This window comes from Streptomyces sp. NPDC033136, from assembly GCF_055578235.1.
Window position 1 is genome coordinate 21019 of the sequence record NZ_JBVIPD010000034.1, and the last position, 23881, is coordinate 44899.

23 protein-coding genes and 1 pseudogene are annotated in these 23881 nt (G+C 71.2%); 5 read left to right on the forward strand and 19 right to left on the reverse strand.

From position 1 onward, the window contains the following. Positions 1-221: 221 nt before the first annotated feature. The 4 genes from kstD to ACZ5TL_RS36995 form a co-directional block, all read right to left on the reverse strand. Positions 222-2003: a 3-oxosteroid 1-dehydrogenase gene (gene kstD / locus ACZ5TL_RS36980; RefSeq protein ID WP_468595178.1), complete on the reverse strand. Its 1782-nt coding sequence runs from the start codon at positions 2001-2003 to the stop codon at positions 222-224. Positions 2004-2098: 95 nt separating this feature from the next. Beyond that, positions 2099-3220, reverse strand: coding sequence for a sugar ABC transporter substrate-binding protein (locus ACZ5TL_RS36985; RefSeq protein WP_468595179.1), 1122 nt, complete (start codon positions 3218-3220; stop codon positions 2099-2101). 123 nt (positions 3221-3343) lie between these two features. Next, entirely contained in the window at positions 3344-5263 is a 1920-nt protein-coding gene (locus ACZ5TL_RS36990) for an AMP-dependent synthetase/ligase (protein WP_468595180.1), read from the reverse strand. Between the two features lie 341 nt (positions 5264-5604). Next, positions 5605-6894, reverse strand: coding sequence for an acetyl-CoA C-acetyltransferase (locus ACZ5TL_RS36995; RefSeq protein ID WP_468595181.1), 1290 nt, complete (start codon positions 6892-6894; stop codon positions 5605-5607). Positions 6895-6998: 104 nt separating this feature from the next. On the opposite strand from ACZ5TL_RS36995, the gene ACZ5TL_RS37000 reads away from it, so the two are divergent. Together ACZ5TL_RS37000 and ACZ5TL_RS37005 are read left to right on the forward strand one after the other, a co-directional pair. Continuing rightward, on the forward strand, positions 6999-8426 hold the full coding sequence (locus ACZ5TL_RS37000) for a 3-oxoacyl-ACP reductase (protein WP_468595182.1): 1428 nt from the start codon (positions 6999-7001) through the stop codon (positions 8424-8426). After that, entirely contained in the window at positions 8426-9271 is an 846-nt protein-coding gene (locus tag ACZ5TL_RS37005) for a MaoC/PaaZ C-terminal domain-containing protein (RefSeq protein ID WP_468595183.1), read from the forward strand. Before ACZ5TL_RS37000 ends, ACZ5TL_RS37005 begins: the two co-directional genes overlap by 1 nt. Here ACZ5TL_RS37005 and ACZ5TL_RS37010 read toward each other — a convergent pair. From ACZ5TL_RS37010 to ACZ5TL_RS37050, 9 genes are all read right to left on the reverse strand, one after another. After that, positions 9259-9924 carry a TetR/AcrR family transcriptional regulator gene (locus ACZ5TL_RS37010; RefSeq protein ID WP_468595184.1) on the reverse strand — a complete coding sequence of 222 codons (666 nt, stop codon included), beginning with the start codon at positions 9922-9924 and terminating at the stop codon, positions 9259-9261. The two genes, ACZ5TL_RS37005 and ACZ5TL_RS37010, sit on opposite strands and share 13 nt — an antisense overlap. 94 nt (positions 9925-10018) lie before the next feature. Then, the gene (locus ACZ5TL_RS37015; protein WP_468595185.1) at positions 10019-11341 is read right to left on the reverse strand and encodes a dicarboxylate/amino acid:cation symporter; all 1323 of its coding nucleotides are present in this window, start codon (positions 11339-11341) and stop codon (positions 10019-10021) included. An 81-nt stretch (positions 11342-11422) separates the two neighbouring features. Continuing rightward, positions 11423-11524 carry a putative leader peptide gene (locus tag ACZ5TL_RS37020; RefSeq protein ID WP_468595186.1) on the reverse strand — a complete coding sequence of 34 codons (102 nt, stop codon included), beginning with the start codon at positions 11522-11524 and terminating at the stop codon, positions 11423-11425. Positions 11525-11667: 143 nt separating this feature from the next. Then, a complete protein-coding gene (locus ACZ5TL_RS37025) occupies positions 11668-11967 on the reverse strand; it encodes a DUF4229 domain-containing protein (protein ID WP_468595187.1) in 300 nt (99 codons plus the stop codon). Between the two features lie 91 nt (positions 11968-12058). Beyond that, a complete protein-coding gene (locus ACZ5TL_RS37030) occupies positions 12059-12583 on the reverse strand; it encodes a GNAT family N-acetyltransferase (protein ID WP_468595188.1) in 525 nt (174 codons plus the stop codon). 16 nt (positions 12584-12599) lie between these two features. Then, on the reverse strand, positions 12600-13250 hold the full coding sequence (locus ACZ5TL_RS37035; protein WP_468595189.1) for a UdgX family uracil-DNA binding protein: 651 nt from the start codon (positions 13248-13250) through the stop codon (positions 12600-12602). Positions 13251-13292: 42 nt separating this feature from the next. Beyond that, on the reverse strand, positions 13293-14456 hold the full coding sequence (gene mqnE / locus ACZ5TL_RS37040) for an aminofutalosine synthase MqnE (RefSeq protein WP_468595190.1): 1164 nt from the start codon (positions 14454-14456) through the stop codon (positions 13293-13295). Between the two features lie 82 nt (positions 14457-14538). Next, positions 14539-14994, reverse strand: coding sequence for an Lrp/AsnC family transcriptional regulator (locus tag ACZ5TL_RS37045; protein ID WP_033314055.1), 456 nt, complete (start codon positions 14992-14994; stop codon positions 14539-14541). 56 nt (positions 14995-15050) lie between these two features. Continuing rightward, positions 15051-15713, reverse strand: a complete 663-nt coding sequence (locus ACZ5TL_RS37050; RefSeq protein WP_468595211.1) for a UbiX family flavin prenyltransferase — start codon at positions 15711-15713, stop codon at positions 15051-15053. A gap of 115 nt (positions 15714-15828) precedes the next feature. Here ACZ5TL_RS37050 and ACZ5TL_RS37055 point away from each other — a divergent pair, with 115 nt between their 5' ends. Continuing rightward, entirely contained in the window at positions 15829-16434 is a 606-nt protein-coding gene (locus ACZ5TL_RS37055; protein ID WP_468595191.1) for a rhomboid family intramembrane serine protease, read from the forward strand. Here the strand turns inward: ACZ5TL_RS37055 and mqnP are convergent. Together mqnP and ACZ5TL_RS37065 are read right to left on the reverse strand one after the other, a co-directional pair. Continuing rightward, positions 16424-17326, reverse strand: coding sequence for a menaquinone biosynthesis prenyltransferase MqnP (mqnP, locus tag ACZ5TL_RS37060; protein WP_468595192.1), 903 nt, complete (start codon positions 17324-17326; stop codon positions 16424-16426). The genes ACZ5TL_RS37055 and mqnP overlap by 11 nt on opposite strands. Beyond that, positions 17323-18774, reverse strand: a complete 1452-nt coding sequence (locus ACZ5TL_RS37065; RefSeq protein ID WP_468595193.1) for a menaquinone biosynthesis decarboxylase — start codon at positions 18772-18774, stop codon at positions 17323-17325. The genes mqnP and ACZ5TL_RS37065 overlap by 4 nt, the downstream gene beginning before the upstream one ends. A 69-nt stretch (positions 18775-18843) precedes the next feature. On the opposite strand from ACZ5TL_RS37065, the gene ACZ5TL_RS37070 reads away from it, so the two are divergent. Continuing rightward, on the forward strand, positions 18844-19164 hold the full coding sequence (locus tag ACZ5TL_RS37070; RefSeq protein WP_468595194.1) for a PLD nuclease N-terminal domain-containing protein: 321 nt from the start codon (positions 18844-18846) through the stop codon (positions 19162-19164). Between the two features lie 3 nt (positions 19165-19167). Here ACZ5TL_RS37070 and ACZ5TL_RS37075 read toward each other — a convergent pair. Further along, a pseudogene (locus ACZ5TL_RS37075) lies at positions 19168-19269 on the reverse strand (DUF397 domain-containing protein); the annotation flags it as partial. After that, a complete protein-coding gene (locus tag ACZ5TL_RS37080) occupies positions 19226-20185 on the reverse strand; it encodes a helix-turn-helix domain-containing protein (protein ID WP_468595195.1) in 960 nt (319 codons plus the stop codon). The gene ACZ5TL_RS37080 and the pseudogene ACZ5TL_RS37075, both read right to left, overlap by 44 nt. Positions 20186-20290: 105 nt before the next feature. On the opposite strand from ACZ5TL_RS37080, the gene ACZ5TL_RS37085 reads away from it, so the two are divergent. Further along, positions 20291-20896, forward strand: coding sequence for a DUF7848 domain-containing protein (locus ACZ5TL_RS37085; protein ID WP_468595196.1), 606 nt, complete (start codon positions 20291-20293; stop codon positions 20894-20896). A gap of 17 nt (positions 20897-20913) precedes the next feature. Here the strand turns inward: ACZ5TL_RS37085 and ACZ5TL_RS37090 are convergent, their stop codons facing one another. Beyond that, positions 20914-21336 carry a DUF6281 family protein gene (locus ACZ5TL_RS37090; RefSeq protein ID WP_468595197.1) on the reverse strand — a complete coding sequence of 141 codons (423 nt, stop codon included), beginning with the start codon at positions 21334-21336 and terminating at the stop codon, positions 20914-20916. Positions 21337-21418: 82 nt separating this feature from the next. Next, the gene (gene uvrA / locus ACZ5TL_RS37095; protein WP_468595198.1) at positions 21419-23866 is read right to left on the reverse strand and encodes an excinuclease ABC subunit UvrA; all 2448 of its coding nucleotides are present in this window, start codon (positions 23864-23866) and stop codon (positions 21419-21421) included. Positions 23867-23881: the final 15 nt, after the last annotated feature.

Below are 23881 nucleotides of genomic sequence, written 5' to 3' on the forward strand. Positions count from 1 at the left end.
AGGCCTGCCCCGCGGCCCGGAAGCCCCGGAAGACAACCGCATAGCACGTCACCGCTGCCCCACACGACACCGAGCGGTCCCCGCGACCGCCCGGCTCCCACCCCGCCCGCTCCCTCCTGAAGCACCCCTACACCCTCTGAAACACCCCTAAAACAGCCCTCACCCCTAAAAGCACCCCTAAAGCACCCCTAAAGCACCCCTAAAGCACCCCTAAAGCACCCCTAAAGCACCCCCGCAGCGTCCATCCCCGCGATGTACCCGAACGTCATCGCCGGCCCGATGGTCGAGCCCGCCCCCGCGTAACTGCGGCCCATGACCGCCGCGCTCGCGTTGCCCGCCGCGTACAGGCCCCGGATCACCGAGCCGTCCGCGCGCAGCACCCGGGCCCGGGCGTCCGTCCGCATACCGCCCTTCGTGCCCAGGTCGCCGGGGACGATGCGGAAGGCGTGGTACGGGGGGAGCCGGAGGGGGGCCAGGCAGGAGTCGGGGAGGACGGAGGGGTCCGTGTAGTAGTGGTCGTAGGCGCTGTCGCCGCGGCCGTGGTCGGGGTCCTCGCCGCGCAGGGCGTGGGAGTTGAAGCGGTCGACCGTGGTGCGCAGGGCCGCCGCGGGGACGCCGATGGAGGCGGCGAGTGCGTCGAGGGTCCAGGCCTTGTGGGCCGCGCCGGAGTCGTACCAGTCCTGCGGGAAGGGCAGGGCCGGCAGGACGTCCTTGAAGAGGTACCGGTTGCGGTAGTTCTGGTCGGTGATCAGCCAGGAGGGGATGGCCGGGTCGGTGTCGTGGACGTCGTACATGGTGTGGACGACGTCGCTATAGGGGGCTGCCTCGTTGACGAAGCGCCGTCCAGAGCCGTTGATCAGCAGGCCGCCGGGGAGCGTGCGCTCGGCGAGACAGAAGTACGGCCCGCCGGGGAGCGGGATCGCCGGACCCCACCACGCGTCGTCCATCAGGTCGAGCGCCGCCCCGAGCCGCTCCCCCGCCCGGATGCCGTCGCCGGTGTTCTCCTTCGCCCCGACCGTCCACTGCGTGCCGATGGGCTGCCGCTGGAAGCGGTCCCGCATCGCCGCGTTGTGCTCGAAGCCGCCGGAGCCGACGATCACGCCCCGGCGGGCACGGACCAGCCCGGGGGCGCCGTCGCGGGTGACGACGGCACCGGCGACCGTGCCGTTCTCGACATACAGGTCCGTCAGAGGCGTGTTCAGCCACACCGGTACGCCCGCGGAACGCAGTCCGGCGCGCAGGCCGGTGGCCAGGGCCTGGCCCATCGTCAGCGGTTTCTGGCCGAGCAGGGCCGCCTTCGTGCCCCGCGCGAGGCACTGTGCGGCGACGGCGGCGCCCCGGGCGTTCACCGCGGCCAGGGCGAGCCACTTGTAGTCGGTGCTGAAGACGACCATGCCGGCGGGCACGTCCATGTACGGCGGGTTCAGGCGGGCCAGTTCGGACCCCAGGACGTTGCCGTCGAGCTGGTCGGGCTCTATGGAGCGGCCGTTGGGGAGGCCGCCGGGCAGCTCGGGGTAGTAGTCGCTGTAGCCCTCCATCCAGCGGAAGCGCAGGGGGCTGTGGGCCATGACGAGGGAGAGCGCCGCCGGGCCGTGGGTGAGGAAGGCGCGCTGCCGGTCGGCGGGCACGTCCGGGCCGACGACGGCGGCGAGGTAGGCGGCGGCCTTCGCGGGGGTGTCCGGGACACCGGCGGCCAGGATCACCGGGTTGTTCGGGATCCAGATCCCGGCGCCGGAGCGGGCCGTGGAGCCGCCGAAGACCGGTGCCTTCTCCACCACGAGGCAGCTCAGGCCCTGCCTGGCGGCGGTCAGCGCGGCCGTCATCCCGGCCGCTCCGGAGCCGATGACGACGACGTCGTACGTACCGAGTGGGGGTAAGTCGGCTGCTCTGGCGCCCTGTTGGACTCCTGCGGCGACCGCCAGCCCGGCCCCGGCGGCCCCGGCCAGCAGTCGTCTGCGGGACGGGGCCGCGGGAGTGCCTGCGGAGTGCGTGCTTGTGGTCATGGCCGCTCCACCCGACGAGAACGCGAAAGGGGTGGGGAATGTCGCGCGGGGGTCTTGTGAAGTCAAGCCCCCGTGCGACACCCGCCGCGCGTCCGCTACTCGAGCCCGATGGCCTGGCAGTCCGCCTTGTACTTCGCGGTGCAGATGTCCTTCACGGTGTACACGCCGTCCGTGATCACCGTCTCCTTGATGTTGTCCCGGGTCAGGGCGACCACCGGCACCAGCATCGCCGGGATGTTCTCCTCGGTCGGGCTGTCGACCGTCTCGCGGGTCAGGGCGGCGAACTCGATCGAGCGGTCCTGGACCTTGGCGACCGCGATCTTCGCGGCGTTCGTCGCCTCCAGCAGGAAGGACTTGTACACGGTCATGTACTGCTCCCCGGACACGACCCGCTGCACCGCGTCGAGGTTGGCGTCCTGCCCGGTCACGGGCGGCATGGTGGTGGCGCCCGCCTCCTGCAGCGCCTCGATGACGGCGCCCGCCATGCCGTCGTTGGCCGAGTAGACGGCGGCGATGTTGTTCAGCCCGACGGCCTGGATCGCCTTCTCCATGTTCGCCTTGGCGGTGGCGGGCTTCCAATCCTTGGTGTCGTACTGCTCGACGATGTCGACGGCTCCCTGGAGCTCGCTCAGCGCACCGTCCTTGAACCGGGCCGTGTTGGGGTCGGCCGGGTCGCCGTTCATCATGACGACCTTGCTCTTCTCGGCCTTGTCGCCGAGTTCCCCGACGATGGCGCGGCCCTGCACCTGGCCGACGAGTTCGTTGTCGTGGGAGACGTAGGCGTCGATGGGGCCCTCGGCGAGCCGGTCGTAGGCGATGACCGGGATGCCGGCGTCCTTGGCCCTCTGCACGTCCGTGGCGATGGTCTTGGAGTTCAGCGCGTCGACGAGGATGACGTCCACCTTGTCGTCGATCATCTGCTGGAACTGCCGGCTCTGTCTGGAGACGCTGGCCTCGGCGTTGGCGTAGCGGACCTTGCCCTTGTTCTCCGTGAGGGAGGCGACCTCCTGCTTGATCAGCGGGTAGTCGAACTTCTCGAAGCGTGCCGTGTCCCGGTCGGGCAGCAGCAGGCCCACCGTGATGTCGTTGCCCTTCTTCGGGGCGCTGTCGTCACTTTCGCCGTCGCCGCAGGCGGTGAGGGACAGGGCCGAAAGGGAGACCGCCAGGGCTAGGGCGGCGGGGCGCACAGCTGACCGGCGGGGGTGACGCGCTTTCACTGGTGGTGCCTTCCGAAGGTGGAGCATCGTGACGAGTTGGTCAAAAGCCAACGGGCAGACGCCTTGCCTCGTCAAGAACCACGTGTGAAGAGATCGCAAAGGTGAAGAGATCGCAAAGGTGCCTTACCGCGTGTACAGGCTCTCCACCTCCTTCGCGTACGCGCGCAGGACGGCCTCGCGGCGGAGCTTCATCGACGGGGTGAGGAGGCCGGACGCCTCGGTGAAGTCCTCGGGGAGGATGACGAAGCGGCGGATGGACTCGGGGCGGGAGACCATCTTGTTGGCGTCGTCGATCGCGCGCTGCAGGACGGCGCGCAGGTCCTCGTCGTCGACGAGGAGCGGGGGCGGTACGGGGTGTTTGCCGTTCATCTGGCGCCAGTGGGTGATGCCCTCCGGGTCGAGGGTGATCAGGGCCGAGACGAAGGGGCGGCCGTCGCCCAGGACGAGGCACTGGGAGATCAGCGGGTGGGAGCGCAGCCAGTTCTCCAGCGGGGCCGGGGCGACGCTCTTGCCGCCCGCGGTGATCAGGAGTTCCTTCTTGCGGCCGGTGATCGTCAGGTAGCCCTCGTCGTCCAGTTCGCCGATGTCGCCGGTGGCGAGCCAGCCGTCGGGGGCGGCGGGGACGACACCGCCCGCCTGCGGGTCCCAGTAGCCGCGCAGGACGTGGTCGCCGGCGACCAGGATCTCCCCGTCGGCGGCGATGCGGACGCGGGTGCCGGGCAGGGGCCAGCCGACCGTGCCCAGGCGGGGTTTCAGGGGCGGGGTGACGGTGGACGCGCCCGTGGTCTCGGTGAGGCCGTAGCCCTCGAAGATCTCGATGCCGGCGCCGGCGTAGAACGCGGAGAGGCGGCGGCCGAGCGGTGAGCCGCCGCAGATGGCGTAACGGACCCTGCCGCCCATGGCGCTGCGGATGCGGCGGTAGACCAGCGGGTCGTAGAAGGCCCGGGCGGTCCTGAGGGCGCGGGTGGGGCCGGGGCCGGTGCCCGTCTGGCGGGCCTCCATCGCCTCTCCGTAGCGCTGGGCCACCGCCACCGCACGGTCGAACGACGTGACCCGGCCGCCCGCCTCGGCCTTGGCGCGGGCCGAGTTGAAGACCTTCTCCAGCATGTACGGGATGGCCAGCAGACAGGTCGGCCGGAAGCTCGCGAGGTCGGGGAGCAGGTGGTCGGCCTTGATGCTCGGGGCGTGGCCCAGCCGGACGCGGGCGCGGACGCAGGCGATGGCCACCATGCGGCCGAAGACGTGGGACATCGGCAGGAACAGCAGGACCGAGGCCTCTTCGTCGGTCTTCGCCCGGAAGACGGGGTAGAGCAGCTCGATCGCGTTGTCGACCTCGGCGAAGAAGTTGCCGTGGGTGAGCGCGCAGCCCTTGGGGCGGCCGGTGGTGCCCGAGGTGTAGATGAGGGTGGCGAGGGTGCCGGGGCCGAGCATGCCGCGCCGCACCTCGACCTCCTGGTCGGTCAGGTGCGCCCCGGTCTCCGCGAGCCGGTCGACGTGTCCCTTCTCCACGACCCACAGGTGCTGGAGGTCGGGGAGGCGTTCGCGCTCCGGGCCGAGGGCGGCGGCCTGCGCGGCGGTCTCGGTGACCAGGGCGACCGCGCCGGAGTCCTGCAGGATCCAGCGGGCCTGGAAGACGGAGGACGTGGGGTAGACGGGGACGGTGACCAGTCCGGCCGCCCAGGCCGCGAAGTCCAGGACCGTCCACTCGTAGATCGTGCGGGCCATGACGGCGACGCGGTCGCCGGGCATCAGGCCCTCGGCGATCAGCCCCTTCGCGACGGCCATGACCTGCCCGGCGAACTCGGCCGCCGTGACGTCGCTCCAGCGCCCGTCGGCGTCCTTGCGGCTGAGCGCCACGGCCTCCGGGTTCGCGCTCGCGTTGTCGAACGGCAGGTCGGCGAGCGAGCCGTGGCTCCACGGAGGCGCCAGCGGCGGTACGGACGCCTCCCGGACGGCCCCGTCCAGGCGCCGTACCTCGGGTTCGACCAGGACCGGCCCTCCGTACAAGTCGCCGTAGGCGGAGGAGGGATACGCAGTGGACACGGGCGGCTCCTGGGGCGTGCAGCGAAGGACTGCTTGCTGCATGACGTACGTGCCTCGCACGCCGAGGCGCTCAACCGGCTGAACCCCCAGAAAGGGGTTACTGGCGGTAGGAACGGGATCGTACGGCGCTCACGTGGCGGGGTTGTGCGGGTTCGGGGATGGTCCGGGGCCAGGCCTGTGCATTCCCGGGGGTTACGTGAGGGTCTCTCAGGTTCGGTACGGCGTTCCCCTCTCGGGCGCGCTCCGGGACGGCGGTCACCACCCCCTGCCTGGTACGGCGTTCCCCTGTCAGGCCCGCTCCAGGCCGACGGCCACCCCCTGCCTGGTACGACGCTCCCCTCTCAGGCGCGTTCCAGAACGGCCGTCACCCCCTGCCCGCCGGCCGCGCAGACGGAGATCAGTCCGCGGGCGGGCGCGTCCCGTTCGGCGAGGAGCTTGGCCAGGGTGGCCACGATCCGGGCGCCGGTGGCGGCGAAGGGGTGGCCGGTGGCGAGGGAGGAACCGGTGACGTTCAGCCGGGCGCGGTCCACCGTGCCGAGGCCCCGCTTCTCCCAGGCGGCGAGCGTCGCCAGCACCTGGGAGGCGAAGGCCTCGTGGATCTCGACGAGGTCGAAGTCGTCCAGGCCCAGTCCGGCCCGCTCCAGCATGCGCGGGACCGCGTACGCCGGTGCCATGAGCAGTCCGTCCTCGCCGTCGGCGACATCGCCGCCGACGAAGTCGACGGCGGCCGTCTCGTGGGCGGTGAGGTACGCCAGCGGCTCCAGGCCGCGTTCCCGGGCCCAGTCCTCGCTCGCCAGCAGCACGGTCGCCGCACCGTCCGTCAGCGGGGTCGAGTTGCCCGCCGTCATGGTCGGTTCGGGGTGGTCGAGGCCGAACACCGGCTTCAGGGAGGCGAGTTTCCCGGCCGTGGAGCCGGGGCGCAGGTTCTGGTCGCGGGCGAGCCCACGGAAGGGGATCACCAGGTCCTGGAAGAAGCCGCGTTCGTACGCCGCCGCCAGCCGCTGGTGACTGGTCGCCGCGAGGTCGTCCTGCGCCTGGCGTCCGATGCCCCAGGCGCGGGCGGTGACGGCGGCGTGTTCGCCCATGGACAGTCCGGTGCGCGGCTCGGCGTTGCGCGGGATGTCGGGGACGAGGTGGCCGGGGCGCACCTGCGCCAGGGCCTTCACGCGGCCGCTCAGCGACTTCGCCCGGCGGGCCTGAAGCAGGATGCGGCGCAGGGAGTCGTTGACGCCCAGGGGTGCGTCGCTCGCCGTGTCGGCGCCGCCCGCGATCGCCGCGTCGGTCTGGCCGAGGGCGATCTTGTTGGCGGCGGCGATGACGGCCTGGAGTCCGGTGCCGCAGGCCTGCTGGACGTCGTAGGCGGGGGTGCGGGGGTGGAGCTTGGAGCCGAGGACGGTTTCGCGGGCGAGGTTGAAGTCGCGGCTGTGCTTGAGGACCGCTCCGGCGACGAACTCGCCGACCGCGCCGGGTTCCTGGAGTCCGTACCGCTCGACAAGGCCGTCCAGGGCGGCGGTGAGCATCTGCTGGTTGGAGGCGGTGGCGTAGGGGCCGTCGGAGCGAGCGAAGGGGATGCGTGCTCCGCCGACGATCGCCACGCGCCGCACCGACGGCGACTGCTGCTGGGGGCTCATCTCGACCTGCTCCTCGTCCGTGACGTAGCCTTACCTCCGGTAACCTTACTCCAGAGTAAGCATGCGTGAACCTTCAGAGCAGTCACTGGGAACTGGGAGTTGGAATGGCCGACCGCTATCTGCGCTTCACCGGTACCGCGCCCGGCCGTTTCCTCGCCCGCCGGCTCGGCCTGCCGCAGCCCGCGGCGCTGGCCCGCTGGTCCCCCGGACACCCCGCCCTGGACGGCGGCCTGAGGCACCTCACCGCCGGCCGGTCCGCCGTCGACCTGGCCCCGGTGCTCGCCCGGACGGGGATCGGCCCGGCCGGCTCCGACCGGGCCGCCGCCGTCGTCCTGGACGCGACCGGAGTGCGGGACGTCGAGGGCCTGGCCGAGGTGCACGCGGCCCTGCATCCCGCCGTACGGTCCGTCGCCGCTGGGGGCACCTCCCGCTCGAGCGCAGCCGAGAGTGGGGGAGGCCGCGTGGTCGTGCTCGGCGCGCCGCTCGACCCCGCCGACCACCACCAGGCCGCGGCCCAGCAGGCCTTGGAGGGCTTCACGCGCAGCCTCGGCAAGGAGATCGGCCGGGGCAGGACCGTGAACCTGGTCCGGCTCACGGACGCCTCGGCCGCCGAGTCGACGCTCCGGTTCCTGCTGTCGCCGAAGTCGGCGTACGTGAGTGGGCAGGTGATCGAGGTGGGGGCACCCCAGGAGACACTCCATGAGACGCCTCAGGAGAGTCCCCGGGAGTCCCTCGAGAAGGCCCCCCGGGAGTCCCCCGGGGAGACCGCCGGGGAGACCGCCGCTCCCCTCGACTGGACCCGCCCCCTCGCCGGCCGCACCGCCCTGGTCACCGGTGCCGCCCGCGGCATCGGCGAAGCCGTCGCCGAGACGCTCGCGCGGGACGGGGCCCGGGTCGTCGTCCTCGATGTGCCGCAGGCCGGGCCGGACGCGCGGCGCGTCGCCGAGCGGCTCGGCGGCACCGCCCTGCTGCTCGACATCACGGCCGCCGACGCGGGCGTCCGGATCGCCGAGGCCCTCCCGGACGGCCTGGACCTGCTGGTCCACAACGCGGGCATCACGCGCGACCGGCGGCTGGTGAACATGCCCGCCGAGCGCTGGATCTCCGTGCTGGAGGTGAACCTGGCGAGCGTGCTGCGCACCACGGACGCCCTGCTGAAGGCCGGGACGCTGAAGCGCGGCGGCTCGATCGTGGCCACGGCCTCGATCGCGGGCCTCGCCGGCAACGCGGGCCAGACCAACTACGGCGCGAGCAAGGCGGGGATCGTCGGCATGGTCCGCTCCCTCGCGCCGCGTGCGCTCGCCGAGCACGGCGTGACGGTCAACGCCGTGGCACCCGGCTTCATCGAGACGAAGATGACGGCCGCGATCCCGCTGTTCATCCGTGAGGCAGGCCGCCGGATGAACTCCCTCGCCCAGGGCGGTCTGCCGGTCGACGTCGCCGAGACCACCGCCTGGCTCGCCCACCCCGCCTCCGGCGCGGTCAACGGCCAGGTCGTCCGCGTCTGCGGCCAGAGCCTGCTGGGGGCGTGATGGCCGACGCCGCTCTCGTCCTCGCCGAGCCCCCCTCCCTCGCCCCGCTCCTCGCCCGCGGCGCGCTGCTGTCCCCCTTCAAACGGCCCTCCCCCGACGCCGGGTTCCCGCGCACCCGGCTCGTCCTGCCCGGCCTGAGCGTCGACCTGGCGCGGCTGGCGGCGTACGAGCGGGTCTGCGGGTTCCCGACCGGGGAGGACGCTCTGCCGGTGACCTATCCGCAGGTGCTGGGATTTCCCCTGGCCATGCGGCTGATGAGCGAGCGGGACTTCCCGCTGCCGCTGCTCGGCCTCGTCCACACGTCGATCACGATCACGCGGCACGGCCCGATGCCGGCGACCGGGCGGTACGAACTCTCCGTGCACGTCGAGGGGCTGGCCCCGCACCGGCGCGGCACGGAGGCGGCCGTCGTCACCGAGGTGCGCGGTGCCGGGGGCCTCGTGTGGGAGTCGAGGAGCACCTACCTGGCCCGCCACGCCACGCGACGGCCCGCCGGGCCCGCGGACGAGGAGGCGCGCAAGCCGCTGCCCGCGGTCGCCGAGTGGCGGCTCTCCGGGGATGTCGGGCGGCGCTACGGGGCCGCCTCCGGGGACCGCAACCCGATCCACCTCCACCCGCTCACCGCCCGGCTGTTCGGCTTCCCCCGGGCGATCGCCCACGGCATGTGGACGGTGGCCCGCTGCCTCGCCGCCCACGGCGCACCGGGCTTCTGTTCCGTACGGGCGCGGTTCAGGGCGCCGGTGCTGCTGCCCGGGACGGTGACCTACGCGGCTCAGGACGGCCGGTTCGAGCTGCGTGGCCGCGAGAACCGGATCCATGTGACGGGGGACGTCTACCCGGCGTGAGGGCCCGTCCGCTCCTCCGGGGGCGACCAGGGCCGCCCCGCCATGAGGTCACCGAGTCCGGCCCAGGCGAAGTTCATCATCGTGGCCGCGGCCTGGCGGGCGGTGACGCCCGGGGTGGCGTTGGCCCAGGCGGCCAGCGACTCGGCGGCGCCGACCAGGGCCTCCGCGAGCCCGGCGACCTCGCGCTCGGGCAGGTCGGGGTCGCGGTGTGCCTCACGGGCCCCGGCGAGGATCAGCTGCGTCACGAACGCGACGATCTCCTCGCGCATCGCGGCGACCTCGGAGGCGAACGGCTCGCCGTGCGTACGGGCCTGGAGGTGCAGGACCGACCAGGCGTCCGGGTTCTCGGCGGTGTGCGCGAAGAACGCGCCGAGCCCCTCCCACAGTTGCCGGTCGGCGGGCAGATCACGGCGGACGCCGGCCTGTACCGCCTCGACGAGGGACGTGGCCTCCCGCCGGATGCAGGCGGTGAAGAGGTCTTCCTTGGAGTTCAGGTACAGGTAGACCAACGGCTTGGAGACGCCCGCGAGTTCGGCTATCTCGTCCATGGACGCGGCCATGTAGCCGCGTTGGCCGAAGGTTCGCACGGCGGCGTCCAGCATCTGTTGTTCACGGACCGCACGCGGCATGCGCTTCGTCTTCACGGCACCCATACCGCTTAGCGTACGGTCCCCCCGGCCGGCCCTCGTCCGGAAACCGGAGGAGGACCGCCCAGGGGGTCGTGAACGCGTCAGGCCCGTGGACCGGTCAGGCGGCGGCGGTGACCGGCTCGGCCTTGTCGCGCGGGCCGTCGCTCAGCTCGTCGTTCGGCTCGCCCAGGGAGGAGCCGTCGGCCGTGGCGTAGGCCGTACGGTCGAGCAGGTTCTCGCGGGCGGAGACCAGGACCGGGATCAGCGCCTGGCCGGCGACGTTGGTCGCGGTGCGGATCATGTCGAGGATCGGGTCGATCGCGAGGAGCAGGCCCACGCCCTCCATCGGCAGGCCGAGGGTGGAGAGGGTGAGGGTCAGCATGACCGTCGCGCCGGTGAGACCGGCCGTGGCGGCGGAGCCGACCACCGAGACGAACGCGATCAGCAGGTAGTCGCCGATGCCCAGCTGGATGTCGAAGATCTGGGCGACGAAGATCGCGGCGATGGCCGGGTAGATCGCGGCGCAGCCGTCCATCTTGGTCGTCGCACCGAACGGCACGGCGAAGGACGCGTACTCCTTCGGCACACCGAGCCGCTCGGTGACCTTCTGCGTCAGCGGCATGGTGCCCACGGAACTGCGGGAGACGAAGGCCAGCTGGATCGCGGGCCAGGCGCCCTTGAAGAACTGGACCGGGTTGAGCTTGGCGACGGTCGCGAGCAGCGTCGGGTAGACGCCGAACAGCACGATGAGGCAGCCGGCGTAGATGTCGGCAGTGAACGTCGCGTACTTGCCGATCAGGTCCCAGCCGTAGGTGGCGATGGCGTGGCCGATGAGGCCGACGGTGCCGACCGGGGCGAGTCGGATGACCCACCACAGGGCCTTCTGGAGCAGGCTCAGCACGGACTCGCTCAGGGTGAGGATCGGCTGGGCCTTCTCGCCGAGTTGCAGGGCCGCGATGCCGGCGACGGCGGCCATGAAGACGATCTGCAGGACGTTCAGCTCGGTGAACGGCGTGATGACGTCCGTCGGCACGATGCCGGTGAGGAAGTCGATCCAGGAGCCGGTGTCCTCGGGCTTCCCGCCGTCCTTGGGGGTGAGGCCGGTGCCGGCGCCCGGGTTGGTGACCAGGCCGATGACCAGGCCGATGCTGACCGCGATCAGCGAGGTGATCATGAACCAGAGGAGGGTGCGCGAGGCCAGGCGGGCCGCGTTGTTGACCTTCCGCAGGTTGGTGATCGAGACCAGGATCGCGAAGAAGACGAGCGGGGCGACGGCCAGCTTCAGCAGGCCGATGAAGAGGTCGCCGACCTTCTCCAGGGTCGTGACCAGCCAGGACAGGTCCTGGTCGCGGGCGAGCCAGCCGAGCAGCACACCCAGGACGAGACCGGCGATGATCTGGGCCCAGAAGGGCACCTTGAAGGACTTCGTGCGTGAGGACACGGACTGCTCCGTTGGAGGGGGGGGACGCGTGGGGGACTGACGCGGGGAACTGACGTGGGAGACGACGGGGGTTGCGTTACGTCAGGAACGACAGAAAGCGGACGCGCACCGACAGAGATCCACGTGCAGCCGCGCCACGAGCGGAACGCTCGGAGGCAGAGGGGGCGCGACTGCTGACTTCATACAACGACCTTAACACCTGAACTTTGAGGACCCCAAAGCCTGACTTTGATAGGTGATCGGGCACACACACCCACACAAGGCAAAGCGCCCCGTTTCCGAGCATGTGCGGAAACGGGGCGCTGTTCGCCGGTGCGGGCGGGGCCCTACGAGGTCTGCCCCTGAGCCCGCGCGGTGTCGTCGGCGGCATCTTCCTGGCCGCGGTTGGCCGCCAGATTGGCCTTCATCCGGTCGACCCGCTGCGCGACCCGCACGGACGCCCGGTCCCGCTCCCTGCGCAGCACGACGAAGCTGATCGGCGCGGAGATCAGCAGGGCGAGCAGCACGATCCACAGGCCGTTGCTTTCACCGAGGCCGCGCGGAGCGAGGCCGGAGTAGACGGCGCCCCAGACGACCACGAGGCAGCCCACGAAGATTCCGAGGCGCATCAGCGTGTAGCGGAGCATCTCAATCCACTCTTCCGGTTCGAACGGCCAGAACGCACCCAAACGGGCACCGTCCAGTGAAGCACGCCGGACGGCCGATCTTTCAGGGGGGTCAGCCCAGGGACAGGAGCATGATGACGTCGTCCCGGTCGTCGCCGGGCGCCACCCGGATCGCGCCGGGGATGCGGCCGACCTCCTTGTAGCCGCAGGACTCGTAGAAGCGCTCCAGCCCGGTACCGCCCCGGCAGGTCAGCCGGATCACCTCGATCCCGTCGACGCCCCGGGCCGCGTCCGCGGCGGCGGCCAGCAGATCACGGCCGTAGCCCTTTCCCTGGTGACGCGGATGCACCATCACCGTGTACAGCCACAGCCAGTGCGTCATCAGGTGGTGCGTGTTGAAGGTGAGGAAGGCGGTCGCCGCGACCCGCCCCTCCTCGTCGTGCCCCACGAGCAGCCTGACCCGCCCCTCGGACATCAACGCGAAGTGCTTGAGCAGTTCGGGCCGGATGTCCTCCCGCGTCACCGGCGGCACGAACCCGACGGCTCCTCCGGCGTTGGAGACGTCGGCCCACAGGTCGAGGATGCCGTCTCGCAGCTCGGGGGTGACGGCGGGATCGAGCGTGAAGGTAAGGGGCATGCAGGGATTGTAGCCATTACGACAATGCTCGCGCCGCCACTTTCAGGTCCGACACCAGCCCCTGGTACGCCGCCTGCCGGTCGTCCGCCCGCAGCACCGCCGACGGATGCACGGTCGGCACCAGCCGCTCGGGCCGCCCGTGGATCTCCTCCTCCAGCACGGTGCCGCGCACCTGCGTGACCCGGAACGAGGACCCGAGCAGCGCCTTCCCGGCGGTGGCCCCCAGTACGACGATCAGCTCCGGCTCCACGACCGCCAGCTCCGCGGCCAGCCAGGGTCCGCACGCGGTCGTCTCCCGCAGGTTCGGCGCCTTGTGGATCCGCCGCTTTTGGGGCTCGGCCCGCGCGAACTTGAAGTGCTTGACGGCGTTGGTGACGTAGGCCTCGCCCGGGTCGACACCGGCCTCGGCGAGCGCCCTGTCGAGCAGCTTCCCGGCGGGCCCGACGAACGGCTTCCCCTGCCGGTCCTCCTGATCCCCGGGCTGCTCCCCGACGAGCATGACCCGGGCGTCCTTGCTGCCGGCCCCGAACACGGTCTGGGTGGCGTCCCGGTGCAGCGGGCAGCCACGGCAGTCGGCGGCGGCCCGCCGCAGAGCGGGAAGGCCGCCGCGACCAGGAACGAAGGGTTCAGCGGTATAGGCGTCCTCAGGCGCCTCGGTCCTGACCATGCCCTCCGGGTACCCCCCTCAGGGGCGCGGGACGCTGTCGAGTCAGACCCGCATCGGCTGCGGCGACTCCCGCCGCTCCGGGTCGGGCCCGTCGTACTCCCGGATGATCTCGTACCGCGTGTTCCGCTCCACCGGCCGGAACCCGGCATCGCGGATCAGATCCAGCAGGTCCTCACGCGTCAGCTTGTTCGGCGTCCCGTAGTTGTCCGCGTCGTGCGTGATCTTGTACTCGACGACCGACCCGTCCATGTCGTCCGCACCGTGCTGCAGCGCGAGCTGCGCGGTCTGCACCCCGTGCATGACCCAGAAGACCTTGACGTGCGGCACGTTGTCGAACAGCAGCCGCGACACGGCGAAGGTCTTCAGCGCCTCGGCGCCGGTCGCCATCTGCGTCCGCGCCTGGAGCCGGTTGCGGACCTTGCCGTCCTGCACGTCGACGAAGTCGTGCTGGTACCGCAGCGGGATGAAGACCTGGAAGCCCCCGGTCTCGTCCTGCAGCTCGCGCAGCCGCAGCACGTGGTCAACCCGGTGCCGGGGCTCCTCGATGTGCCCGTACAGCATCGTGCACGGGGTCTTCAGACCCTTCTCGTGCGCGAGCCGGTGGATGCGGGACCAGTCCTCCCAGTGGGTCCGGTGGTCCACGATGTGCTGCCGGACCTCCCAGTCGAAGATCTCCGCACCGCCGCCGGTGAGGGACTCCAGCCCGGCGTCGATCAGCTCGTCGAGGATCTCGGACGCGCTCATCCCGGAGATCGTCTCGAAGTGGTGGATCTCCGTGGCCGTGAAGGCCTTCAGCGAGACGTCCGGCAGCGCGGCCTTCAGCTCGCGCAGCGACCGCGGGTAGTACCGCCACGGCAGGTTCGGGTGCAGCCCGTTGACGATGTGCAGCTCGGTGAGGTTCTCGCCCTCCATCGCCTTCGCGAGCTTGACGGCCTCCTCGATCCGCATCGTGTACGCGTCCTTCTCCCCCGGCTTGCGCTGGAAGGAGCAGTACGCGCAGGAGGCCGTGCACACGTTGGTCATGTTGAGGTGACGGTTGACGTTGAAGTGCACGACGTCGCCGTTCTTGCGGGTGCGCACCTCGTGCGCGAGGCCCCCGAGCCAGGCCAGGTCGTCCGACTCGTACAGCGCGATGCCGTCCTCACGGGTCAGGCGCTCACCGGCCCTGACCTTCTCCTCCAGCTCGCGCTTGAGCCCGAGATCCATGCCCACACCTTTCCTCGACGACGTCCCCAACCGTACGCCCCCGCCCTTCGGGCGGGAGGTGCCCCCGGACGGCCCTTCGGGCCTACTCCTCTTCGGGCAGCTCTCCGACCCGGTTCTCCCACTTCGTGGAGAGCACGATGGTCGTACGCGTCCGGGAGACGCCCTCGATCCCGCTGAGCCGCCGGATCATCTTCTCCAGGCCGTCCACGTCCGCCGCCCGTACCTTGAGCATGTACGAGTCGTCGCCCGCGATGAACCAGCAGTCCTCGATCTCCGAGAGGTCCTTCAGCCGCTGCGCCACGTCCTCGTGGTCGGTGGCGTCGGACAGGGAGATGCCGATGAGGGCGGTGACGCCGAGGCCGAGCGAGGCGGCGTCGACGGTGGCCCGGTAGCCGGTGATGACCCCGGCCGCCTCCAGCCGGTTGATGCGGTCGGTGACACTGGGTCCCGACAGCCCGACGAGGCGTCCCAGCTCCGCGTAGGAGGCCCGGCCGTTCTCCCTCAGGGCCTGGATGAGCTGCCTGTCCACCGCGTCCATTGCGATCGAAGCCTTCCGCTGAAGTTGTCGTTGAGTCCGATGAGGTTCGGTGGTGCTCAGCCGGCGCGGTGTGATCCGCCGCCGAGCTCACCTTGCCAACGGCGGTAGAGCGTGTGCGGCACGCCCGCCGCGTCGAGTACGCGTCCGGCGACGAAGTCCACCAGGTCCTGGATGTGGGTCGCGCCCGCGTAGAAGGCGGGTGAGGCCGGTACGACGGTCGCGCCCGCGTCGTCGAGGGTGACCAGGTGCCGCAGGGTCTGACCGTTCAGCGGGGTCTCCCGTACGGCCACGACCAGCTTGCGTCCTTCTTTCAGGGTCACGCTCGCCGCCCGCTGCAACAGGTCCTTCGACAGCCCGAGCGCGACCCCGGCCACGCTCGCCGTCGAGGCGGGCACGATGAGCATGCCCTGGGTGGGGTACGACCCCGAGGAGGGGCCGGCGGCCAGGTCGCCGGCGCTCCAGTGCCGTACGGCGTCAAGGTCGACGGAGAACGTGTCCGGCTTGCCGTCGGCGCCCCGGGACAGCCATTCCCGCAGGTCGTCCCGCCAGTGGGCGTCCCGGAAGGAGATCCCTGTCTCGTCCAGCAGGGTGAGCCGGGAGGCCCGGGACACCACGAGATCGACGCTCTCGCCGGCGGCGAGCAGCGCCCGCAGCACGGCAGCGGCATACGGGGTGCCGGAGGCACCGGACACCCCTACGATCCAAGGCGTACGCGGCATCTCGCCTGGCTTGACTGGGTTCACAACACCGAGCCTATCCGGCGTCGCAGGGTGGGAACCGGCCAAGGGGGGCGGGGCGTTCCCTGGAGAGGACGAGCGAGCACTGGGGGTCGCCATGTCAGGTCCGGGAGCCGGGTGGTCGACGGGCGATCGTGCGCTGGCCGCGGGCAAGCTGATGCTGGCCTGGGTCGCGCTACTGTGGCTGCTGGAAGTGGTGGACCTCGCCAGCGGCCACGCGCTGGACGGCCTGGGCGTCAACCCGCGCGTCCCCTCCGAGCTGGTCGACATCGTCCCCTCGGCCTTCATCCACTTCGGCTTCGCCCACCTGGCGGCGAACACGGCGCCGCTGCTGGTCCTGGGCTTCCTCGCCGCGCTCTCGGGGCTGCGCCGGTTCCTGCTGGTCTGCGCGCTGATCATCATCGTGGACGGCCTGGGCGTATGGCTCATATCCCCGGCCCAGACCAACACCGCGGGCGCCTCCGGCCTGATCTTCGGCCTCTTCGGCTTCCTGCTGGTCACCGGCTTCGTCGAGCGCCGCCCCCTGGGCATCCTGGCGGGGGTGCTGGTCGCCGCGATCTGGGGCGGCTCGATCCTGGCGGGCCTGGCGCCCACCCAGACGGGCGTCAGCTGGCAGGGACACCTGCTGGGCCTGCTGGCGGGTGTGGCGGCGGCGTTCGTCTTCCGCCGCCGCCCGGACACACCGCCCGCGCTCATACGGTGAGGCCGCGCACCACCAGGTCCAGCAGGGCGCACACGAACAGGGCGATCCCGATGAAGCCGTTGACGCTGAAGAACGCCCTGTTGACGCGGGACAGGTCGTGGGGGCGGACGATCGTGTGCTCGTACAGGAACGCCCCGGCCACGATCAGCAGGCCCAGCCAGAAGAAGGCGCCCGCGCCGGTGGCGAGGGCGTACCAGACGAACAGGGCCGTCGTGAGGGCGTGGCAGACCCGGGCGCCCCGGATCGCCGCCGGGATGCCGAAGCGGGCCGGGACGGACATGACGCCGATCTCGCGGTCGGTCTCGACGTCCTGGCAGGCGTAGATCAGGTCGAAGCCGCCGATCCAGATGCCGACGGCGAGGCCGAGTATCACCGCGTCCCAGGACCAGGAACCCGTGATCGCCAGCCAGCCGCCGACCGGGCCCATCGCCTGGGCGAGACCCAGGATGGCCTGCGGGAAGTTCGTGAACCGCTTGCCGTAGGGGTAGACCACCATCGGGATCACGGCGATGGGGGCCAGGGCGAGGCACAGCGGGTTGAGCAGGGCCGCCGCGCCGAGGAAGACGACGAGGGCGATCAGCGCGCCCGTCCAGGCGTGCTTCACCGACATCGCGCCGGTCACCAGCTCGCGCTGCGCGGTGCGCGGGTTCCGCGCGTCGATCTCCCGGTCGATGATCCGGTTGACCGCCATCGCGAAGGTGCGCAGGCCGACCATGCAGACGGTGACCAGCAGCAGCCTGCCCCAGTGGATGTTCCGGTCCACCTGGTACATCGCCGTGAGGGCGGCGATGTAGGCGAAGGGCAGCGCGAAGACCGAGTGCTCGATCATCACCAGGCGGAGGAAGGCCCTGGTGCGTCCTGGCTGCGGGATCGCGGCGGAAGCGGAGCTCACAGCCCGTACTCCTTCCAGCGGCGGTCCACCTTCGCCGCCGTCTCCGGGTCGGACTCCACCATGTCGGGCCAGCCGCCGTCACGGGTGTAGCCCTCCTCGGGCCACTTCTTCGTCGCGTCGATGCCGGCCTTGCCTCCCCAGAACTGCTGGTAGGAGGCGTGGTCGAGGTGGTCGACGGGGCCCTCGACGACGCTGAGGTCCCGGGCGTAGTCGGTGTTGCCGAGCGCCCGCCAGGCGACCTCGTGCAGGTCGTGGACGTCGCAGTCGGAGTCGACGACCACGATCAGCTTGGTCAGGGACATCATGTGCGCGCCCCAGACGGCGTGCATGACCTTCTGCGCGTGCTTCGGGTACTTCTTGTCGATCGAGACGATCGCGCAGTTGTGGAAGCCGCCCGCCTCCGGCAGGTGGTAGTCGACGATGTCCGGCACGATGATCTTCAGCAGCGGCAGGAAGAAGCGTTCCGTCGCCCGGCCCAGCGGCCCGTCCTCCGTCGGGGGCCGGCCCACGACGATCGACTGGAGCAGTGGCCGCTTCCGCATCGTCACGCAGTCGATCTTCAGGGCGGGGAACGGCTCCTGCGGCGTGTAGAAGCCGGTGTGGTCGCCGAACGGCCCCTCCGGCAGCATCTCGCCGGGCTCCAGCCAGCCCTCGATCACGACCTCCGCCTGCGCCGGGACCTGGAGCGGCACGGTCTTGCAGTCGACCATCTCGATCCGCTTGCCCGCGAGGAACCCGGCGAACAGGTACTCGTCGATGTCCCCGGGCAGCGGCGCGGTGGAGGCGTACGTCACGGCGGGCGGACACCCGAACGCGATCGCGACGGGCAGTCGCTCGCCGCGCCGGGCCGCCACCTGGTAGTGGTTCCGGCTGTCCTTGTGGATCTGCCAGTGCATGCCGATGGTGCGCTTGTCGTGGCGCTGGAGCCGGTACAGCCCGAGATTGCGGACGCCACTGGCCGGGTCCTTGGTGTGGGTCAGCCCCAGGTTGAAGAACGACCCGCCGTCCTTCGGCCACGTGAACAGGGCCGGGAGCTGGTCGAGGTCGACGTCGTCCCCGGTCAGGACGACCTCCTGCACCGGGCCGTCCTTCACCTTCTTCGGCGGCACGTGCGTCATCGCGCCGAGCTTCCCGAAGGCCTCGCGCACGCCGACGAACCCGTGCGGCAACTCGGGCTTCAGCAGCCCGCCGATGCGCTCCGAGATCTCCGCGTACGACTTCAGTCCCAGCGCCTTCAGCAGCCGCCGGTCCGTGCCGAACACGTTCATCGCGAGCGGCATGCTCGACCCGCGCACGTTCTCGAAGAGCAGTGCCGGGCCGCCCGCCTTCTGCACCCGGTCGACGATCTCCCCGACTTCCAGGTACGGGTCCACCTCGGCCTTGATGCGCTTGAGGTCGCCCTCGCGCTCCAGCGCCCTGAGCAGGGAGCGAAGATCGTCGTAAGCCATGCGGTCCAGTATCCCCGAGCGGCTACTCTGACCCTGAACCGCCCACCCGCTTTCGCTGAGAGGCCGTCCATGCTCCGGGTACTGATGTTCCTCGTGCCGCTGGCGCTCAGCGTGTACGCGTTTATCGACTGCATCAGCACGAAGGACGACGACATCCGTCACATGCCCAAGCCGCTGTGGGCGCTCCTCGTGCTGGTGTTTCCGCTCGTCGGCTCGATCTCCTGGCTGATCGCCGGCAAGAAGCGGAGCCCGGCCGCCGAGGGCTGGTCCGGTGTGCGCGGCGGCGACCGGTCCCGCCAGTGGGTCGCGCCCGACGACAATCCCGACTTCCTGAAGTCGCTCGACGAGGACAAGGACACCGACCCGGACGAGCGCAAGCGCGACGAGTAGCGCTCAGAGAGCGGCGGTGAACGCCGACCAGGCGGACCGGGTGACGAGCAGGATCGGGCCGTCAGGGTTCTTGCTGTCGCGGACGGGGACGGATTCGGGGAAACCGGGGGCTACTTCGATGCAGTTGCCGCCGTTGCCGTCGCTGTAGCTGCTCTTGACCCAGGCCACTGTGCCGAACTCGTTCCGGTCCATAGCGCTCGTACCTCTCCATCGCCTCGTGGATCAGAGCGGCGGACTGGGGAGCTGACAGGGCGTCCGCCCTGAGCACATCATAGAACTGGTTATAGCGCTCGTAGAGGGCCGGATCGTTCGTGAAGTGGCCACGGTCGAGGGACTCCGAGTAGAGCCATTGACGCCCTTCGGGCAGCGTGATCAGCGACATGGAGCCGCTGGGACGGACGATTTCGAGCGGCCCTGCGGGCGCGACCTGGATACGGATATTGGGGCGCTGCGCGACGCCGAGCAAGTGCACGCACTGGTTCCGCATGACAGCCGGACCACCCACCACGTTGCGCAGGCAGCTCTCGTCGAGGACAACGACGTACATCGGACCGCCGTCGGCGAGGAAGCGCTGCTGTCGGCTCATCCGGGCTCGGACACGTGCATCCAGGTCCACCCCGCTCACGTAGCGCGAGGACAGCGCGCGGGCGTAGTCCGACGTCTGCAACAACCCCGGAATCACACGCTCCTGATACTCCCGCAGGGAGACGGCCTCCTCGTCCATCTCCGCCCGCCGCCGGAACCAGTCAGGATGCTCCACCTGCGGATACCAGTCGATCCGCCCCCACAGCCGAAGCAACACCCCGCCCGTGCCGAGCAGTTCGTCACAGGTCTTGGCGAACGTGTCCTGCGGCACCCGCGTACCGGCCTCCACCCGCGCCACGTGCGAGCGGTCGCACGGGATCTGCCGCGCCAGCCCCTCCTGCGTGAGCAGTGCCGCCTCGCGGAAATGCCGGAGCACCTCCCCGAACACGGCGGCCGTACTCGCCCCCGACTCCGCCCCGCCGTTCCGTCGGCTCACGGCATCCCCCTCCGTGACAGTGCACCGGTGTCACACGCCAGGCATTGAACCGGGCCGTCCCCCTGCGCAACGCTTGCTACACCCAGAGTAACGAAGGAGCGCGCAATGGAACCGGGAACGCTCGTCTACGACCCCCAGACGCACAAGGTCGGCGAGTACCAGGACAGGACCGGCCCGTACGTGATGCTGCGCCCGGTCGGCGGCGGCCGGGAATGGCAGGCGGACCCGGCGAGGATCCGGCCGGCGACCCTGGACGAGCGGCTCAGCGCGGGAGTGCGGGCGGTCAACGACCGTTCCAGGGAGGTGCTGTCAGCTGATCCGAACCGGCCTCCGCTGCCGGTACGAGGGTGCGCGACATGTGAGGAACTGTCCGCCCGCAGGCGCACCGCACGGGCGACGTTCGACGCGAGTGCCGTGACGGACGCGAACGTTCTGCTGCGCAAGCACCAACGCGAGGAGCACGGCGGGGAGCCGGCCGGGCGCAGGATCTTCCGGTACGTGCCGTACACGATCGCCCAGGACCCGTCCGCCCTGCCCGAGTACGAGGCGCGCTGCGTCTCGGGCGAGGACGCTGACTGCGGAGCCGGTTCCGGGCTCCGTTCGGCACCGGCCGAGGTCGAGGAGTGGCAGCGCAGGCACACCCAGGAGACCCGGCACCTGCGCTACCGCCGCTGCTTCGCCGACTACGCGGTGCTGGAGAGGCAGGGCTGAGGAGGCCCGGACCGGCGTCAGGAGAGGTCGGTCAGCTTCTTGAGCTCGGGCGGGAGTTCCTTGACGGTGTCGGCGACGACGAGACGGTGCCGGTCGGTGTCCTCCAACACCGCGATGGCGACACCGGGGTCGATGCCCTTGACCGCGAACGCGGTCATCAGGGCCGGGCCCTCCCCCTCGTCGCCGTCGCCCGGAGTGTCGTCGCATGCCGGGCGGGTGGCGGTGCCGAGCGACTCCCCCACGGGGACGTCGGCCTCCTCCCTGCCCAGGTAGCTGCGTCCGCCGTACTCGACGACGTACGCGCAGGACGGTGCGGGCGCGCCGTCGGTGTCGTCGTCCGATGACAACACCGACGTGCAGCCCACAGACAGCGAGGCGAGGGTCACCGCCAGGAGCGCCCGTACGGGCCCGCGGTCGACGCGCGAGTGTGACACCTTCATCGGTAGGCCTCCTTCTGAAGCTCCGGCTCCGGCTCCGGCTCCGGTGGATACGCAACGAAGACGTCCGGGAGCTGGGATCGGTTCAGATCCCGGGCACCCCTTGGGACACCAGCCGCCCCCCGCCCACCCCGCCTTCCGGTCCCAGATCGATCAGCCAGTCGGAGGCGTGGACGACGTCGAGGTTGTGCTCGATGGTGACGACCGAGTGACCGGCGTCGACGAGGCGCTGGAGGACCTCGAGGAGGCGGGCGGTGTCGGCGGAGTGCAGGCCCGTGGTCGGTTCGTCGAGCAGGTACAGGGCGCGGCCCGTCGTCCGCCGGCCCAGTTCCTTCGCGAGTTTCAGGCGCTGGGCCTCGCCGCCGGAGAGGGTGGTGGCGGGCTGGCCGAGGGGGAGGTATCCGAGGCCGACGTCCGCCATCCGCCGCAGCCGGGTGGCGACCGGCGGGACGTCCTTGAACACCGTCAGTGCCTCGTCCACGGTCGCCCGGAGCACCTCGGCGATGTCGTGGCCCTCGTGCCGGACCGACAGCACCTCCGGCCGGAAGCGGCGGCCCTTGCACGCCGGGCAGCGCACCTCCACCGCCGGGAGGAAGTGCATGTGGACGGTGAGGACGCCCGCGCCCTCGCAGCGTTCGCAGCGGCCGCCGGGCACGTTGAAGGAGAAGTGCCCGGCGGTCAGGCGGCCTTGGCTGCGGGCCGCGAAGACCTCCCGGATCGGGGTGAAGACGTCGGAGTACGTGGCCGCGTTGGAGCGCGGGACGCGGCTGATCGGCTGCTGGTCGATGAGGACGGCCTTGGAGAGGTACTCCCAGCCGTCGATGCCGTCGTGCTCGGCGGGCAGTTCGCCCGCCCGGTGGAAGTGGCGGCGGGCGGCCCGGCCGAGGATGTCGAGCAGCAGCGTCGACTTGCCGGAGCCGGACGGGCCCGTGACCGTCACCAGGCGGCGCAGCGGGATCCGTACGGTCAGGTCCTTGAGGTTGTGGGCCCGGGCCCCGCGGATCACGACGGCCGTGTCGCTGTCGCCGCGTCCGCGTGAGCGCGGCGCTGACAGCAGGCCCGACAGGTACGCGCCGGTCACCGAGCCTTCCGTCCGGGCGACTTCATCCGGCGTGCCCGCCGCGACGATTCGGCCGCCGTCGCGGCCCGCGCCCGGTCCGACGTCCACCACGTGGTCGGCCGCCCGCAGGACGTCCAGGTCGTGCTCGATGACCAGCACGGTGTTGCCGAGGTCGCGCAGGCGGCGCAGTACGCCGACCAGACGGGCGGTGTCCGAGGGGTGCAGGCCGATGGTCGGCTCGTCGAGGACGTACAGCACGCCGGTCAGGCCGGAGCCGAGCAGGGCGGCCAGCCGCAGCCGCTGGGTCTCGCCGGCGGAGAGGCTGGGGGTGGCCTGGCCCAGGGTGAGGTAGCCGACGCCGACGTCCAGCAGGCGCCGCACCCGCTCCTCCAGGTCGGCGACGACCGGCTCCACCAGCAGCCACTCGTCCCCGCCGGAGCGCTCGCGCAGACCGGCCAGCCAGGTGCCGAGGCCGGTCAGCGGGAGCCGGGCGGCCTCGACGACGGTGAGGCCGTGCACGGTCACCGCCCGGGCCTCCGCCCGCAGCCGGGTCCCGCCGCAGTCCCCGCAGGGCTGCTTCACCAGGCCCTGCTGTTCGGCCCGTTCGCGGTACTCGGGGTCGTCGGCGCGGTCGCTGTAGCGGCGCAGCAACGCCGTCGCGACTCCTTCGAAGCGGCCCGCCGCCACGGTCGCCGGCGGCTCGGTGTCCGGGAAGTGCCGCCGGAACTCGGGGCTTTCGACGCCGTGGAGCAGCAGGTCGCGCTGGACATCGCCCAGTTCGCCGACCGGGGCGTCGGCGTCGAAGGTGAAGCCGTAGTGGGCGGCGGCGGCCCGCAGCACGGGCAGGCTCCAGTCGGTGTACTTCGCGTTCCAGCCCTTCACCGCGCCCTGGGCGACCGGCTTCGCGCCGTCGACCAGGCGCCGTGCGTCGGGCCGGACCACCTCGCCCAGGCCGGTGCAGGCCGGGCAGGCTCCGGCGGGCTTGTTGAACGAGAAGGAACCCATGACCAGTTCGGGCACGAGGGTGCCGCAGTGCGGACAGGGCCGCTGCTCGGCCTCGGCGTCCTCGTCGGCCTCGGTGTCGGCGGCGTACGACGGCGGGATGTCCTGGCCGCAGCCGGGGCAGGGCCGTACGCCGATGCGCGACCACAGCAGCCGCAGGTAGGTGAACACCTCCGTCACCGTGCCGACCGTGGAGCGCGGGCTGCGGTTGGTGAGGTGCTGGTCGACGCTGATGGACGGGGACAGGCCGGTGATCGAGTCGACGGCGGGTTTGCTGACGAGGCCGGTGACCATGCCCAGCGACTCCAGGTACTGCCGCTGGCCCTCGCGGTGGAGGGTGTCGAAGGCGAGGGTGGACTTGCCGGAGCCGGACAGGCCGGTCAGGACGACCAGCCTGTTCTTCGGCAGGGAGAGGGAGACGTTCTGGAGGTTGTGGAGGCGGGCGCCGGTGATCCGGATGCTGTTGTCCATTCCTTCAAGTCTTCC